The 15,539-nt window shown below is 32.9% G+C and carries 17 protein-coding genes; 9 read left to right on the top strand and 8 right to left on the bottom strand.

All coding sequences use genetic code 11. The features are described from left to right. Positions 1-64: 64 nt before the first annotated feature. The 3 genes from IEV84_RS15405 to IEV84_RS15395 all read left to right on the top strand — a co-directional run bounded on the left by IEV84_RS15405 (position 65) and on the right by IEV84_RS15395 (position 3,578). Positions 65-349 carry a GntR family transcriptional regulator gene (locus IEV84_RS15405; protein WP_229732713.1) on the top strand — a complete coding sequence of 95 codons (285 nt, stop codon included), beginning with the start codon at positions 65-67 and terminating at the stop codon, positions 347-349. A 77-nt stretch (positions 350-426) separates the two neighbouring features. Then, entirely contained in the window at positions 427-1,434 is a 1,008-nt protein-coding gene (locus IEV84_RS15400; RefSeq protein ID WP_188495528.1) for a family 43 glycosylhydrolase, read from the top strand. A gap of 422 nt (positions 1,435-1,856) precedes the next feature. Further along, positions 1,857-3,578: a glycoside hydrolase family 2 protein gene (locus tag IEV84_RS15395; protein ID WP_188495527.1), complete on the top strand. Its 1,722-nt coding sequence runs from the start codon at positions 1,857-1,859 to the stop codon at positions 3,576-3,578. 549 nt (positions 3,579-4,127) lie between these two features. On the opposite strand, the gene IEV84_RS15390 is transcribed toward IEV84_RS15395, so the two are convergent. The 6 genes from IEV84_RS15390 to IEV84_RS15365 form a co-directional block, all read right to left on the bottom strand. Beyond that, on the bottom strand, positions 4,128-4,772 hold the full coding sequence (locus IEV84_RS15390; RefSeq protein ID WP_188495526.1) for a P-loop NTPase family protein: 645 nt from the start codon (positions 4,770-4,772) through the stop codon (positions 4,128-4,130). A 187-nt stretch (positions 4,773-4,959) separates the two neighbouring features. Continuing rightward, positions 4,960-5,880 (bottom strand): transcriptional regulator, encoded by a 921-nt coding sequence (locus tag IEV84_RS15385; RefSeq protein ID WP_188495525.1) that lies wholly within the window; start codon positions 5,878-5,880, stop codon positions 4,960-4,962. 52 nt (positions 5,881-5,932) lie between these two features. After that, positions 5,933-6,235 (bottom strand): helix-turn-helix domain-containing protein, encoded by a 303-nt coding sequence (locus tag IEV84_RS15380; protein ID WP_188495524.1) that lies wholly within the window; start codon positions 6,233-6,235, stop codon positions 5,933-5,935. A 250-nt stretch (positions 6,236-6,485) separates the two neighbouring features. Continuing rightward, positions 6,486-7,310, bottom strand: a complete 825-nt coding sequence (locus IEV84_RS15375) for an RteC domain-containing protein (protein WP_188495523.1) — start codon at positions 7,308-7,310, stop codon at positions 6,486-6,488. A gap of 72 nt (positions 7,311-7,382) precedes the next feature. Then, complete coding sequence (locus IEV84_RS15370; RefSeq protein WP_188495521.1) at positions 7,383-8,630, bottom strand: site-specific integrase; 1,248 nt, start codon at positions 8,628-8,630, stop codon at positions 7,383-7,385. 433 nt (positions 8,631-9,063) lie between these two features. Then, positions 9,064-9,267 carry a hypothetical protein gene (locus tag IEV84_RS15365; RefSeq protein ID WP_188495519.1) on the bottom strand — a complete coding sequence of 68 codons (204 nt, stop codon included), beginning with the start codon at positions 9,265-9,267 and terminating at the stop codon, positions 9,064-9,066. A 297-nt stretch (positions 9,268-9,564) separates the two neighbouring features. Here IEV84_RS15365 and IEV84_RS15360 point away from each other — a divergent pair, with 297 nt between their 5' ends. From IEV84_RS15360 to IEV84_RS15335, 6 genes are all read left to right on the top strand, one after another. Beyond that, positions 9,565-10,323, top strand: a complete 759-nt coding sequence (locus tag IEV84_RS15360; protein ID WP_188495517.1) for a hypothetical protein — start codon at positions 9,565-9,567, stop codon at positions 10,321-10,323. A 43-nt stretch (positions 10,324-10,366) separates the two neighbouring features. Beyond that, positions 10,367-10,804: a DUF5675 family protein gene (locus IEV84_RS15355; RefSeq protein ID WP_188495515.1), complete on the top strand. Its 438-nt coding sequence runs from the start codon at positions 10,367-10,369 to the stop codon at positions 10,802-10,804. A gap of 62 nt (positions 10,805-10,866) precedes the next feature. Then, complete coding sequence (locus IEV84_RS15350; protein ID WP_188495513.1) at positions 10,867-11,145, top strand: hypothetical protein; 279 nt, start codon at positions 10,867-10,869, stop codon at positions 11,143-11,145. Continuing rightward, positions 11,132-11,305: a hypothetical protein gene (locus IEV84_RS15345; RefSeq protein WP_188495511.1), complete on the top strand. Its 174-nt coding sequence runs from the start codon at positions 11,132-11,134 to the stop codon at positions 11,303-11,305. The genes IEV84_RS15350 and IEV84_RS15345 overlap by 14 nt, the downstream gene beginning before the upstream one ends. Before the next feature lie 206 nt (positions 11,306-11,511). Then, positions 11,512-12,057: a type II toxin-antitoxin system antitoxin SocA domain-containing protein gene (locus IEV84_RS15340; protein WP_188495509.1), complete on the top strand. Its 546-nt coding sequence runs from the start codon at positions 11,512-11,514 to the stop codon at positions 12,055-12,057. 9 nt (positions 12,058-12,066) lie between these two features. Next, positions 12,067-14,121, top strand: coding sequence for a TrbL/VirB6 family protein (locus IEV84_RS15335; protein ID WP_188495508.1), 2,055 nt, complete (start codon positions 12,067-12,069; stop codon positions 14,119-14,121). 65 nt (positions 14,122-14,186) lie between these two features. Here IEV84_RS15335 and IEV84_RS15330 read toward each other — a convergent pair whose 3' ends face one another. Together IEV84_RS15330 and IEV84_RS15325 are read right to left on the bottom strand one after the other, a co-directional pair. Continuing rightward, the gene (locus tag IEV84_RS15330; protein WP_071185565.1) at positions 14,187-14,366 is read right to left on the bottom strand and encodes a hypothetical protein; all 180 of its coding nucleotides are present in this window, start codon (positions 14,364-14,366) and stop codon (positions 14,187-14,189) included. A gap of 25 nt (positions 14,367-14,391) precedes the next feature. Next, positions 14,392-14,817: a DUF6943 family protein gene (locus IEV84_RS15325; RefSeq protein WP_188495506.1), complete on the bottom strand. Its 426-nt coding sequence runs from the start codon at positions 14,815-14,817 to the stop codon at positions 14,392-14,394. Positions 14,818-15,539 lie beyond the last annotated feature (722 nt).

The following is a 15,539-nucleotide window of genomic DNA, read 5'->3' as shown; positions in this document are numbered from 1 at the left end:
TATCAGCGATATTTGATTTTTTAGAAGTAATAAATATAGTCTTGTAAATAATAATAAAAAGATAATGAAAAAAAAAATGACAAAAAGAGTCACAAATATTATTGTTAATATTAACAATGATTCTAGTGTTCCCAAATATAATCAGATTGAACAAAGTATTTCGAATGATATTATAAATGGAAAAATAAAAGAAGGGCAACGAATACCTTCCATTACAGAACTTAGTAGCTCTTGTTCTATATCTAAAGATACTGTTGGAAAAGCTTATAAAATTTTACGAGAACGAAATTTAATTTTTCCCGTTTTGGGAAAAGGGTATTATGTGTCGGATAATATATCCGTTCTTTGATGAGTATCTTTTTAATATCGAGCTAAATAAAAATAGTAGTAATAAAAATTATTTTGCAATTATACAAAAAATAAAACATGAAGAATATTTTATTAAAAAACACACATTTCTTTCTTGCGCTTTTTATAGTCACTTTTTGTACAAGTGTAATGGCACAAAAACAAAAGAGTATTCATCCTGGTGAAATTTGGCCAGATACCGATGGGAATCACATACAAGCTCATGGTGGTGGAATTACCAAAATTAAAAACACTTATTATTGGTATGGTGAAAGTAGGGCAAAAGATCTAGATCCTCAGTATCGCTATGTAAGTTGTTATTCATCTAAAGACTTAACTAACTGGAAATTTAAAGGTAATGTCTTGAAAATGGCTGCTCCCGATTCGCTTTCTTCCAATTGGGTGTTGGAAAGACCAAAGGTTTATTTTAACAAAAAGACGAAGAAATATGTGATGTACTTACATATTGATGTCAATTATAAACTGGCAAATATGGGAATAGCGGTAAGCGATAAACCAACCGGGCCGTTTCAATATGTGAGACGTTTTCGACCACTGGGATTTGAAAGCAGGGATATTGGTCAATTTATTGACGATGATGGCACAGCCTATATCATTTTTGAAGATCGTCCGAGTGGTGGTTTTCGTATAGCCCGACTTTCAGATGATTATATGGACGTTGAAAAGAACATGTCACTTATAAAAGCCCGAATAGAAGGTGGAGCTATTGTAAATTACAAAGGTTTGTATTATTGCTTAGGTTCAGGTCTTACTGGTTGGAAACCAAATCCAAATAAATATGCAACTGCTACTTCGCTTGAAGGACCTTGGACAGAATTTAAAGATATAGCTCCTGTAGAAACAAAGACCTACGACTCACAATCGTCTATGCTGATAAAAGTGGTTGGCTCCAAGAAAACTACAGTACTATTTACGGGTGATATTTGGAAACCGGACACACAATGGGATTCACGTTACCTGTGGATGCCTTTGGAAATTGGAGGGGGGAAGCTTTGGTTGCCAGAGCCGAAACCATGGAAAATTAATGTAAAAACCGGAGAGACAAGCATTTTAAGGAAGGATTAATGATTGTCTGGTTCTGAAAAAAACGTTACTCGTTTTGATAAAGAAACTCAATTAAAAGCGTAGCCTTTTAACTGAGATTCTTTTAGTTTTAGTGTTAAAGGTTTCTACTTTGGGTAAAATAAGGACTTTATTGGCTGTTATGAAGTTGGAGATTATAGTAATATAATCCATCTAAATAGTGATATGTTCTATCAAATCTATTTGAAAATTAGTCTTAATTTGTAAGATTCTTATTTGTTCTAAAGTTAGCTGAGACAACAGTAAAAATAAATTAATAGTGAGTCGTTAAATAACATACTGCTGTCTTTTCTTATATAAAATCTATAATATAATAAATCTATTTTCCCATGAAAAAATATAGCTGTAGGCTTTTATTACTTTTAATTTTATTTAAATGCACGTTTCTTTCTGCACAGGATTTTATGACTAATATTCCCGCTCGAAAGCAAACAAGCCTTAACGGTAAATGGCAAGTCATCATAGATCCTTACGACGTTGGAATTAAATCATGGAAGGCTCTATATAAAGACAAGAAGCCTGTTGAAAAATCAGATTTTTATGAATATTCATTTGATGGTGGACCCGTTTTTAATGTGCCGGGAGATATCAATTCGCAATTGCCGGAACTTAAAAACTACGAATCGACAGTTTGGTACAAGAAAACTTTTGTTGCTCAAAAACAGGCTGGTAAACGTTTGTTCCTGTATTTTGATGCTGCCAACTATATCACTGATGTTTTTTTGAATTCGGAAAAAATTGGTAGTCATGAAGGAGGTTTTACTCCTTTTCAATTTGAAATTACTGATAAGATAAAAGACGGTGAAAATTCGATTATTGTACGCGTTAACAATGAGCGACAAAAAGATGGTGTGCCAGCTACAGGTTACGATTGGTTGAATTATGGTGGAATCACACGTGATGTAAGGTTAGTAGAAACGCCTTCGGTTTATATTGATGATTATTTTATTCAACTGGAGAAAGGTTCGAAAAACATAGTGTCAGGATATATAAAGTTAGCAGGAGTAACATCAGCCCAGCAAGTTAAAGTACAAATCCCAGAAGCAAAAATCAATTTGGTTTTGAAAACCAATGCTGAAGGCTATGCAGCAATAAAATTTCCCGCTAAATTATCGCTTTGGAATCCAAAAAATCCGAAATTGTATCAGGTAAAAATTAGTTGTGAAAGTGATGCTGTGTCAGAAGCAATAGGATTTCGAAGCATTGAAACTAAAGGAACCGACATTTTACTAAACGGAGAGTCAGTATTTTTAAAAGGGGTAAACATTCACGAAGAAGTGCCACAACGTAAAGGTCGTGCTTATTCCGAGGAGGATGCACTTATGTTACTCACTTGGGCAAAAGAATTGGGGTGTAACTTTATACGAACCTCTCATTATCCTCATAACGAGAATATGGTACGCATGGCCGAACGTATGGGCTTTATGATTTGGGAAGAAGTTCCCGTTTTCCAGTCAATTAGTTTTGACAAAGAACCTACACAACAGCTGATGAATTTGCAACTGAAAGAAATTTTAAGACGCGATAAAAACCGTTGTGGAATAATAACCTGGAGTATGGCGAACGAAACTCCACAAGGATCTAAAAATCGTACTCAGGCGATTTCTAATATGGCTATGCTTTGTCGAAGTATAGATAATACTCGTCTTATTTCGGCAGCTTTCAATAATATAAAATATGTTGGAAACAAAGTTGTCATTGAAGATGATCTGATTAATTCACTAGATGTGATTGGTATCAATGAATACATAGGTTGGTACAAACCTTGGTTTAAATCACCGTCCGAAATTGAATGGGTATCTAAATACGAGAAACCGGTTATTATGAGTGAATTTGGCTGTGAAGCCTTGTATGAAAATCATGGTGCTGCAGATGTGGCCAGTTCGTGGAGTGAAGAATACATGGAACAATTTTATAAAGATCAGATTACGATGCTGAAACGCATTCCATTTTTACGTGGTACCTGTCCGTGGATTTTAGCCGATTTTCAATCGCCACTTCGCTTGCATCCCACTTTCCAAAAAGGATGGAATCGTAAGGGGTTACTCTCTGATAAGGGAGAAAAGAAAAAAGCGTGGTTTGTGCTGAAAGAGTTTTATTCTAAAGAGAAGCCGCTACAAAATTAAATCATATTTTAAGAGATTTTTTTATGAATAAGCATTTTTATAATGTTCCTTTGGTATAGAAAGAAATATCCCGTTTTAAAATAATGATAGCTAAAAAGATTGTTATTTTAGAACGGGACAGATAATTAAAAAAATGGATTATTTACCCACTTTTAGATTTATGTAATGCAAAATCCAAACACTGTCCTTAGTTCCTTCAAGCTCCAAGAACCCTTCTTTTTTTTAAGGATTTCCAAATTATTATCCAATGCAGTTGCACTGAAATCAGTCATTTGCATTAAAACAGATTTTTTTATTTTACTGTCACCATGAATGGCTTTGATAATTATAATTTGTTTTTCGGATAAATTATTCACCCACTTAAAGTCAGTGTTAGAGTTGTTGGTTTGAATATAGAATATTGTACAGTTTATCAAAAGCCTCTTTATGTTTATAAAAAGGCATCTGCTTTAAAATTCTCATTTTCCAGTGATCAGATGGAAGGTTTCAAATTGAACATTTATTCACTGTTTTATATTGTTTTTTTTCGGAGTTCATAAATGTTCAACCTTATCGTTTATCTTTTGCTTCTTTGTCAAAAGCTATCAAATTAAACATTTGTCTCAATCTTGAACGAACCCGATTTCCATAAGCTTTTTCAATTTCAGAAGCAGAAAGATTGGTTGTTATGTGAGTAATCGAACCATTGGCGATGAATTCTTCATAGCGTGTGATTAGGATTTCGGCCATAACGTTACAGTCATTACCGAAATGTTTGATTTGTTGTTCGGCACCAAGGTCGTCAAAACAATAGCCGGTCAAACGGTTTTGGTTCGGGTTTTTATAGGTGTACTGACTAAGGATTTCGTAACCGGATTTAGCAAATTCGAAGGAAATTTGTCTGGTGGTTTTGATTTTGTATTCATTTTTTTGATGGATAAAAGGTTTTATCAGGTGCATTAATGAGGTTTTTCCGCATCCAATTGGTCCCGAAAGCATAATTCCTTTGTTGAGGTCAATTCCTAACTCTAGAGCAACCTTTTGGTCTCTAATAGCATAAATCAGTAGCTTGTAAATAGTTGGATAGTCGTAACTATGGATTTTGAAATTGGAATTGAACATTTCTTTTCCTTGTTGTTCCAGGAATTGAAAACATTTTCGTGGTTCAAAAATTTTGGTATTGTTGGCGATATGGTAGGTGTCGTAGTAGGTCATGTGAGTTATGAGTTATGAGTTATGAGTTATGAGTTATGAGTTGTGGGTTGTGGGTTGTGGGTTGTGGGTTATGAGTCCCGATAGCTATCGGGATGGGTTATGCCCTTCGATAAGCTCAGGGTGACAAGTTGTGGGTTGTGGTCTCTCGACTTCGCTCGAGATGACATGTTTTGGCTATGAGTTCAGATTATAGCGGTTCGGCATAGTCTTTGTTGTTAGAGACGTTGAGATTATTAGGTTTTAAGTTTGGATTTGGATTTGTTTGAAGGTTTTGATTGTTATTGAACTTTTCCAGGTTTAAGATCCAATTTCGTACTGCTGCTTTCCAATCTTTCATTGGCGTTTTACCACCTATGAGCCAGCCATTGGAATTATAATAGTTGAAAAACTTTTCGGCTTCCAGTTCGCGGATATTTTTTTCTTTGAAATAATTTTTAACAGCATCTAAGTTTGGAGGTACTTTTTCATTTATTGAACTGGTTTTATTTTTTTCCTTTTTTTGGGTGGGTGCACTTATAGTTTTATTAGTGTTTATATTAGTTTTATTATAGATACCATTTTTTAGTACGGTTCGGTCAAAATTTGGTATGGTGCTGTCAAAATTTAGTACGGTTAAGTCTTTTTTTGTGTCTTTTTTAGGGGGTGTTGGTTCATTTAATGGTTCGCTAAACTCATTATTTGAACTAGTTACACATTTATTGAACTTCATAGGTTCATCTTTTGTACTTGTTTGTTCTGAATTGAACAGGTTTGGTTCAATATCTGGTATGGTAATCTCTGTAATTGAATCGTTAACACCATGGCTGTCTATTGCATTTAAAGATAAATCGGGTAAGATTACTTCGCTGCCGGTATAAGGATTATAGGATGGTTTGTAAATAATATATTTTTTATCATGCAGCTCCTTAATACATTTATGGTAAGTGGCTTTGGATTTTATTTTAGCAGTAAGCATCATTTCTTCTCTGGAGATTAGAATTGGATTTTTAAAGCGGTTTAGATTCCATCTTTGAAATAATGCCAGATACAAACTGATGTGAGTTGGAGTGATGCTTAGATCCTGATTGGATTTAATGAAAAAGCCAGTGAGATGTTTAATGTAGTTCATAACTCAAGTATTAAGATGACAGAATTAAGTGTTAAGACTTTTTCGTCTTATTTTATTGATTGAGTAATTTCTCGAGGTCTTCGTATTTGTAGTACAAGGTGCCTCCAATTTTGGTGTAATTTAAAGCACCACTGATACGAAGTGTTTGGAGCGTTCCGCTGGATATTTTTAATATTTTACGAACTTCGGTTGAACGCAACCATTCGGATGGCTTTTCCTTTATGGATAGGATTTCTTTTAATTCAGAGAGAATAATGTTAGAAGCATTTAGAAGGTCTCTTTTGGTAACGACCTGGTGGTTCAATAGTTCGATATTTTCGACTTCCGGGAACAGTTTTTTAGGATGTAAGCTCATTTTGAATTTGTTTAAAGTTGAACAAGACAAAACAAGGGCTTTTGGAATAATTTATTTCCATAGGTGTTCCCTAGTAGGGAACGATTTTGTATTAAAAAAACGTAACTAGTTGATTTTTAAAAGTAATTTATGATTATTCGTTTGTAAACGGATAATTTTGAAAGCTGTTAAAAGCCCAAAGTGTTGAAAAATTATAAATTTCCCTATGTGGTTGACATGGGGAAATAAAAAATCCCTGCATGGCAAGGATTTAGATTTCTTCGTCGAAAATGGTAGTTTGTAAGGTAATTGACATTTTGTCCAGGAACTTAGTTTGTCCTGTTTTTCGTTTCTTAATATCTTGGTAAGTTCCGTACAAATGGGGTTTTAACTCGATGTTAAATAAATGTTCCATACCGGCAGCAATTTCTTTGATATCGGTATTACCCGCATTTATAACCTTTACAAATTGGAGTGAATAAATTAATTCGATAAGTTCAATTTTGGTTCCCGTCCATTTCAAATTGGAAATCCATTTAGAATTTTTGGTTTGTTGTTCAATTTCATTCAACCTGGTTTCAAGATGACTAATGATTTTTTCGCGGGCTATTAATATGGCTATTGAAATATCCATTTTTGTACAGGTTCGCTCATCTGAAAAAATAAAATGATATTGATCATTGATGTCGGAGATATTATTTCGTCTTAAGAAATATTCGGTATCCCGGTGAGTCGATTCCTTTCCTAAATAACGATAAAACGGTTTTAATTTAGTTGGAACATGATTGTTTTTATCCAGCAGTTTGTCGTAGTATTTGTAGATTGCTTTCTGTGATTTAGGTAAGTTGAGGTAGATATCCTGGCGGATTTTGTAATAGATGATTTTAGAGGTTAATTGAGGCTTATAATTCTTGAAAAATTTTATTTCTTCTTCGTCCGTTGAAAAGTTATAATTGCGTAACCAGTTATTGACCACCAATTTATGGTGTTCTAAATATTGAATTAGCTTTTTGCAATTTCCATTGTTTTCCTGTTGTTTTAAAGCTCTTAAGCCTAAATATATTTGATCAAAGTAGGTTTTATAGTCTGGTAGCATAAACTTTTATTTGGATTGGTTTATGCGGCAATATTAAGTATTAAATCCCAATATTGTAATGTATATTTCTTACTAAATATTTTTATTTTGTTGTATTTTATCTCTTTTTACGTTAAATTTATCTTTAAGAAATTGCATGTCCTCACTAATTTTTTTGTCTAATATCTTGGCATAATGTTGAGTAGTTTTTAGATTAGTATGACCAAGCATCTTGCTAACAGTTTCGATAGGGACACCATTAGAAAGTGTTACCGTTGTTGCAAAAGTATGGCGGGCAATATGAAAGGTAAGATCCTTTTTGATTCCACATACATCCGCTATTTCTTTTAAATAAGCATTCATTTTTTGATTGGACAGGATAGGAAGTAGTCGTTTTTCGTTCTTACAGACGGGATGGTTTTCATATTTATCCAGAATAAGTTGTGCAGTAGGGAGTAATGGTATTTTAGATGTTGTGTCTGTTTTTTGTCGATTTTTATATATCCACTTATCTCCATCTATTCCTAACGAAATATTATTCAATGTAAGTTGTTTTACATCGATATATGCCAAACCGGTAAAGCAGCTGAAAATAAAGATGTCACGGACTAATTCGAGACGCTCAGAAACAAACTCTTTATTCATTATTGTTTCAATTTCTTTTTCAGTTAGGAACTCCCTAATTACTTCTTTGACTTTTGCTTTATAGTTTACAAAAGGATCTTTATCTAGCCATCCATTGGCTAGACATTGATTGATGATTTTATGAAAGTTCTTGATGTATTTTACAGCTGTGTTATTGGCGCATTTTCGCTCGCTGCGCAAATAGAATTCATATTCGGTAATAAAGGCGTGATCAATTTTTTCAATACTGATATCGGAAATACTATATTTCCATTTTAGGAAATTTTGAGTGTGTTTTAGGGATGTTTCATATCGTTCCAGTGTTCCTGGTGCGTATTCCAAACCGATTAATTCTTTTATTTTACGATTGTGTTCTTTGAAAATAGGAATCAGTAAATGTTCCCGTTTCTTACTATTGTAAAGTATATTTCGGATATTTTCGATGTTTAATTCTTCATCCCGGGAGATTAATTTTTTCTCAGCTTCATAAATCTTTCCTTTTAAATTTTCAAGATGACTATTTATTGTTCTAGCTTCTGCCGAATTACCTTTTAATCTGGATAAATCAGCGTTCCAGTTTGTCGGATCTATGAATTTTCCGGTACTGTTGTCTAATCGTTTTCCGTTAATGGTAATTCTTTGAAATATGGGAACTAGTCCATTTGAATTTGCTTTTGCTCTTTTTAGGTAAAAAAGAATTGTAATTGGATTGTTCATGGTGGTAACCTTTTAAATTATTATTAAGTTAAAATTGTTACCGAAGCCAATCAAGATGTTCAGCTTCTATACCTGTGCTCGGATACTCATTTACTTCAGATAGGGGTACTTGAAATGAACCTCATTTATGTACCCCGAATTGTGCTCCTTTAGTATTGAGAATAAATGAATATTCTGCACATTGCATAAAAAGAAAAACCCTTTAAACCATAAGATTTAAAGGGTTTTGTTGACTTTTGTTAATCAGTCAGCGGAGAAAGAGGGATTCGAAAATCCATTTTCAACCTATATTTAATAGGGGTTTAGCAAAATAAAATTCTAGGGTCTCGATTTTGAACCTCAAAAAATATGTTATTTTTAGACAAATCTTATACCGCAAATATATGAATAATAAACGATTAACTTGTTCAATAAATGAATTAGTTTAACTAGTTTATCCAATAATTAAAGGCTCTACTAGTTCGTATTTTAAACTGGTAAATAAACAGAATTCTTCAATACTTACTAACTCATTCTCCTGCTTTTTAAGTTCGGTTCTGATTTTTTGAAGTATTCTGATGCTTTGACGATATGACTTTCCAGTAATGCGTTGAATATCCTTTGCGTAGATACACACTCTCTTTGGTTCTGTTTTCATACACTAACTATGCTTTTGATAAGACTTTGATTAACTTATGACTACTATCTAATCTGAGAATAAAAATAGTGAATATTCTTAATTGTTTTAAGTTACAAATTATTCGATTTTCAAAAAAAATCTTTGACAAACAAGTCTATATATGCCAATTGTATCATTAAATGTCATATCGTATGGTTCACTTTTTTTATGTGGTTTTAATGTCTAAAATTTGCTTTGAAATCAAATTAGGAATGCTGCAGCAGAATGTTGATTGAGAGAATGTAAAATTAATTTCAAACTTAAATTTTAGGAATTATGGCAAGGCAAAAAGGCATAATTAAATTAAAAGGTACTATCGGGGATATTACTTTTTACAAAACGCAGGATGGTCATTTAGCGAGAGAAAAAGGCGGAATTGACGCTAACAGAATCGCAACTGATCCTGCGTTTCAAAGAACACGTGAAAACGGATCTGAATTTGGTAGAGCTGGAAAAGCAGGAAAGGTTTTAAGAACAGCTCTTAGAGTCTTGCTTTTGAACTCTGCGGATAGCAGAATGGTGAGCCGTTTGACGCAATCTATGGTTAAGGTGATTCAGGCTGATTCTACTAACGAACGTGGATTACGAAACGTAATTGACGGTGAGGCAGAATTGTTGGCAGGATTTGAATTTAATATTCGTGGAAAGCTAGGTACTAGTTTATTTGCTCCTTATACCGGAAGTATTGACAGGGTTACCGGTGAAATTACCGTGGATATTCCTTCTTTTATTCCATCGAATATGATTGCTGCTCCCGGGGGAACTACTCATTTCAAAATCATTTCAGCCGGTGTTGAAGTTGATTTTGAGAATGAAAGTTTTGTTGAACAACATGCAGAAACAGCCATTATGGCTTGGGATGCTACGGCTACCGCTGTGATTAACCAAGTAAATATGGTTACTCCAAACAGTACTAAACCCTTGTTTTTGGCTTTAGGATTGGAGTTCTACCAAGAGGTGAATGGAAGTATGTATTCGCTGAAAAACGGAGCTTACAACCCGTTAGCACTTATCGTAGTTAACGGAGGAGTGTAATGGACTTCGACAAGCTCAGTCTGACAAATTTAAGTGTTAAAATATGGTTTTGTTTTTAAACAGAACTTATTTCCCTGAAGGAACCAATGGTAAACTCGAATGTGAAGGTAAATTGATCTGTAATACTATTGAATTGCCGTGGAAGATGAACGAAACGAAGGTTTCCTGTGTTCCGGAGGGGAAATATTTTATCAGAAAGCGATACAGTGCTAAATACAAATGGCATTTGGAATTGGTGGATGTACCCAATAGAAAGTTTATTCTATTTCATCCAGCTAATAATGCCCAACAGGAGTTACAAGGCTGTATTGCTCCGGTCACTAAACTTTCTGGTCCAGGACTTGGTTTGATGTCCCGAATAGCTTTTAATAAGCTGAAAGGCATTGTATATAAGGCTTTGGATAATGAAGAAAGTGTTGAATTAATTGTTGAATCGTCCCTTGGGGCTTCTAGCTTCGGGCTTCGACTGCGCTCAGCCTGACACGCTCAGCCTGACGCACTCGGGAGGACACGCTCAGGAGGACAATAAATAGAAGGTATATTATGAATATAGTAGAAAGAGCAAAAGCACCAACACCAAAGTTTTTTAAAACTTTGCGTAGTATTGGTTTGGTATTATTGGCCATAAGTGGAACAATTGTAGCTGCACCTGTAGCTTTACCGGCTGTTGTAGTGAGTGTGGCAGGTTATACCGCTTTAGCGGGAGGTATCATTTCGGCGATTAGCCAAATTACAGTTGATGATACTGTAGAAAATGAAGAAGCTATTTTAAAGCAGTTGCAAAAGGACAACGAAAATTTAGCACGCGATGGAATCGAATAACAGCCTTCCGATTGGGACTGCTTCAGGAACGTTTTTGAGTATTGTACCCAATATCCTTTCTGAAGATATTGTAAAAACCATTATCTTGGCAGTCATAGGAGCTACCGTCAGTTTTGTCGTTTCGCTTCTTTTAAAATGTTTGATTAAATTCAAAAAATAGTTTCGGTTTTGATTGGTAACCTTTTCCGAAGCAATTCAAAAGCCTGGTCGTGAGATCAGGCTTTCTGTTTTACACAGAGACTCTTGGTTTTGAAGAACCATAAACAGATAACCAATAAAAAAAAATGGTTTAAAACAAAAGATTCTTTAAAATTAGTATTATATTTACGAAAACTTAGTACTTTTGCACCCTTGTAAAAAACGGCTATGAAAGAGCAAAAAAAAATAGACGCATTTGAATATCTTGTATTTAAACTTCTTGAATGGAATAAAAGTTTAAATAACGGAAGCGAAAACAATGATATTAGTGTATTGAAAGCTCTTAAACTACTTTTCTTTGTATCTGCTGTAGGTACTACCAAAAACTCACAAAATACCTTACTAGATGATGTCTTTGATAATATAGTAGCTATGCCATATGGTCATGTTGAGAGTGATATTTATTTTGCAATTAAGAATAAAAGACTCCGCAGAATAAGTATTGACAATACAAAAACTACCATACTACCAGATTTTGAAGTTACAGAAATCAACATTGACTCAAGAACAAAAATAGATACGTCTATTGGAGTTTTAAAGACTATAAATCCAAATCTCATAAAAATGAATGCTTTTGATTTAGTAGAATTAAGTCATTCATGGTATTCATGGAGATATTTTTTTGCAAAAGCAAAAAAAAATTACACACTCCGAGAATTTATTCCTTCAGAAATAATTAAAGCAGAAGAAAAATTTTTTCACCTCAACAACTAACCTCTATTAATGGAGAATTATGCTATTAAAATATGTTCAATCATTGAGGTTTTTGAGCAGAACTCCAAAGATATTAATACAGTTTTTCACGAGATTTCGGGTCTTGAGGAATCTGACAAATCAAGTACCTCTTGGTTATTTGATAATATAGATGAACCTGATAATGAAGTTCCAAATGACACAAATGAATCTCTAGAAGTAACTGAAGAATTAACTAAAAAATTATCTCAAGACGATAAAGAAGAAATTGTTTCATCGCTATCAGTTCAAAAAGACATTTACTTTCAAGATTCAGACACTACACTTAGTAATCTATATAAGTTACTAAATTATTCACTCCTTTCAGGTGAGTATATTTATAACAAGAATTTAAAAAATGAAATTGACATTGTTGAGAATAGACTATCAGACACCTTAAATTATACAAATTCTTTTCATAGAGAATTACAAACAAAAATTTCTGAATTCATATCAGCAATAAAAATAGGCTGTACATTTTACAAGACTTTTATAAAGGGGATTGAAAATGAATATTCTACAGACAAAGTTGATTATGTGTTTTCATTTAATCAACAAATTAGAAAAGAATACCATAAAGCCACACTTTCAGATCATTCCGAAAACCTATGTAAATATTTTGTAAACAATCTTGAGTTATCATTTTATGATCATTTTTTTTCAAGTGAAGACAGACAATTTGAAGGATTGTTTAAAATAGAAAAAGCTATTGAAGAAATAGATTTATTCGAATTTGACACTATTACTAAAGTTCTAAAGTTTAAAATAGAATATTTAGAATATAAATGGACAGCCAGGAAACAACAAGAAAATACAGCCGTCCATTTTTCAGTTGATGGAAACACCAATACTATACAAGATTATAGTACAACAAATCCAGATATAATATACTGGACTAATATTATAGATTCACATTATGAATTATTTTCTCCATGGCAGCATAAGACTGAACGTAGAATAAAACAATTTAAAAATAATGAATTTGAAGATCTTAAATTTCTTCAACTACATCAACTTATAAAGTATTATAAGGACGTTAACAGAAATTATTCGAAGTTAACCGAAATCAGCAAGTTTTTATTAAGTAAAAAAAGTGAAAATACCGACAATTTTTACGATAGATATTCTCTTAATATCATTAAAAATTATGCCGTAAATAACGCGTTTTCATCTTTTTTAGAAAAAAACAACAATATACATACCATCAAGGATGAGTATTACAAAGCAAAAGACAAAACACAAGGAGATATTAACAATTTCTTTTTAGACTACAAGTACCTTAATGCGTTAATAGATATTCTAAATAAAAAGAGTGATGAAGTAAGCAACATAAAGTTTCTCGACGAATATGAGGAACTAATCTCCTCAGAATGCAGAAAAAAACTAGATGAATACTATTTAAACAAAGAATGGTCCAAAATCAATAATAATTATATCTTTTTACTACCGTTTGACGAGAGTACAATTAATATCCCTGAATTTAAAATCAAAGAATTACCTTTCATATTTATTTCATCGTCATTTATATTACCTGCGGTTAACAACCAAATAGAAAAGCAATATGCAGAAATAAGACAAAAATTCAAAAGTCTTTCATTTCAAATTGATGCTATAAGAAGAATACGTAAAGATTTAGAAGAAATTAAAGAATTAAAAGGAGAAATAGAAAAAAGAGACTTTAAATCTATCGAAATCATATCCATTTTTACAGCGATTATAACTTTCGTTTTATCTTCTATCCCTGCATATAAATTTGTGGATAGTGTTTCCGAATCCATTTTATTTATGTTTGGATTAGCTTGTGCATTAGGAATTTTTGTTATGTTGATATTATTTGCGACAAGAGGCTTTATAAGATCCTGGGTAGGATATATTTATGTTATTGTTCTCATTGTTTTAGCTACTATTGGTTATAATACTATTATTTCAGATGAAAAAACTGAAGTTGTGATTAAAAAAGAACTTAACGAAAGTATTGATTCACTGGCAACAAAAAAAATTGATTCTATTTTATTAAAAAAAGAGAACTTTAAAAAAAGGAAATAATCTTTTAGTAAATATCCTAAAAAAAAAAACAGAAAACCTAATCGTAAGAATAGGCTTTACTGTTTTTAGATTTCACCAAATTGATTGAGTACCACCTCAACGACCACTACTTCTGAATTATGGCAGTACAAATCGTTGTATTTTGCAAAGTCAATAGCTTTGTTTCTGCTATCAAAAGCACCAAAAAACACTCTTGATGCTCTTGATTTCCAATTGTCTGTTTGGAATAATAAAAAAATGCTCATAGGAGTAATTTTAAAAGTTAATTAATCAGTTTTTCTTGCAGTAGCGGTACAAAATCACCCTACGCATATCGTTAATGAGATTGATATTCTGGTGGAATTGTTTTTCTTTTTGTTCCAGGAGTTTTAAAGCTGCAACTTGTTTGAGATGTTCTTCGTGTTCCTGCATCATCAAACTGGCTTTTAGATTGAATTCTTTCGAAAAATTTTGAAGGCGTAAAAACGGGATAACCGAACCTACTAAAAATGGATGCCAAAACTTGGTTTTCCATAAGCTGTACGCCACAAAATAACTATTCTCACAATCTTCCTCATTTTGAAAAATGATTACAAAACTGTTTGTAAATGGTTCTTTTTGGGGTTTACCGCTGTTCATTCCCTTGTTTAATATGAATAAATGCGGTTTGCTGTAAAGCGTGTCTTTTTGGTGTGTTTTGATAATGAAATTTGGCATAGCTTCGGATTTAAAGATTAGCTTTTCTTCTTATTTCCCTGCTGTTTCTGATGACTACCTGAGTGCCTCGCTACGCTCTGCACCAATAAATTTTTCAAAAGAAAAAGAAAAAAAAGAAAGCCGTTCTTCAAGTGGAAGGTTTCAAAAAAGCAAGTTTTTCAGAAAAAATACTACCCGACTTTTAATCCAGAATCTATTAAAAAGCAGAGATTGGTTTATAAAAAAGAACCTGAAATAAATTCAGGTTGAAGGGTGGAGATTTTTTATGAAACCCGGAGGGCTTGAACTTGCTTTTTTGAATACCTGCAACTTAGCTTTGCTCTCTTTTTTTTATTTTTTATTTTGAAATATCTAATCAAATTTCCCTTGTCTGTTTGGATGAAATTTTGGAATAATAAATGTTGATTTTAGCAGGGTAGTTCTTGAAAGGGTATCCAATTTTTTGGACGGATGGAAATACCGAAATCAAAAAATAAAAACGTTTTTTATCCGGCTGAAAAATTTGATACTCTTTTTTACTATTTGATTTTTGAGGATGCTTTTTTAGTCAGTCGGCAGAGGCAGTTTTCAGTCAGCAGTATGTTGTCTTATAGAAAGTAAAGCATCTTCAAAAAACAATACAAAGACTTACCTAGTGCGATGGCAGTAGCGCAAGCAAGGGTATTATTTTTTATTTGCTTATCGGGATGTTCTGATTGGTTTAATGGAAAAGCTGCTGCCAT

The organism is Flavobacterium palustre, assembly GCF_014639535.1.
GTDB lineage: Bacteria > Bacteroidota > Bacteroidia > Flavobacteriales > Flavobacteriaceae > Flavobacterium > Flavobacterium palustre.
This window is presented reverse-complemented; position numbering and strand designations above follow the sequence as displayed.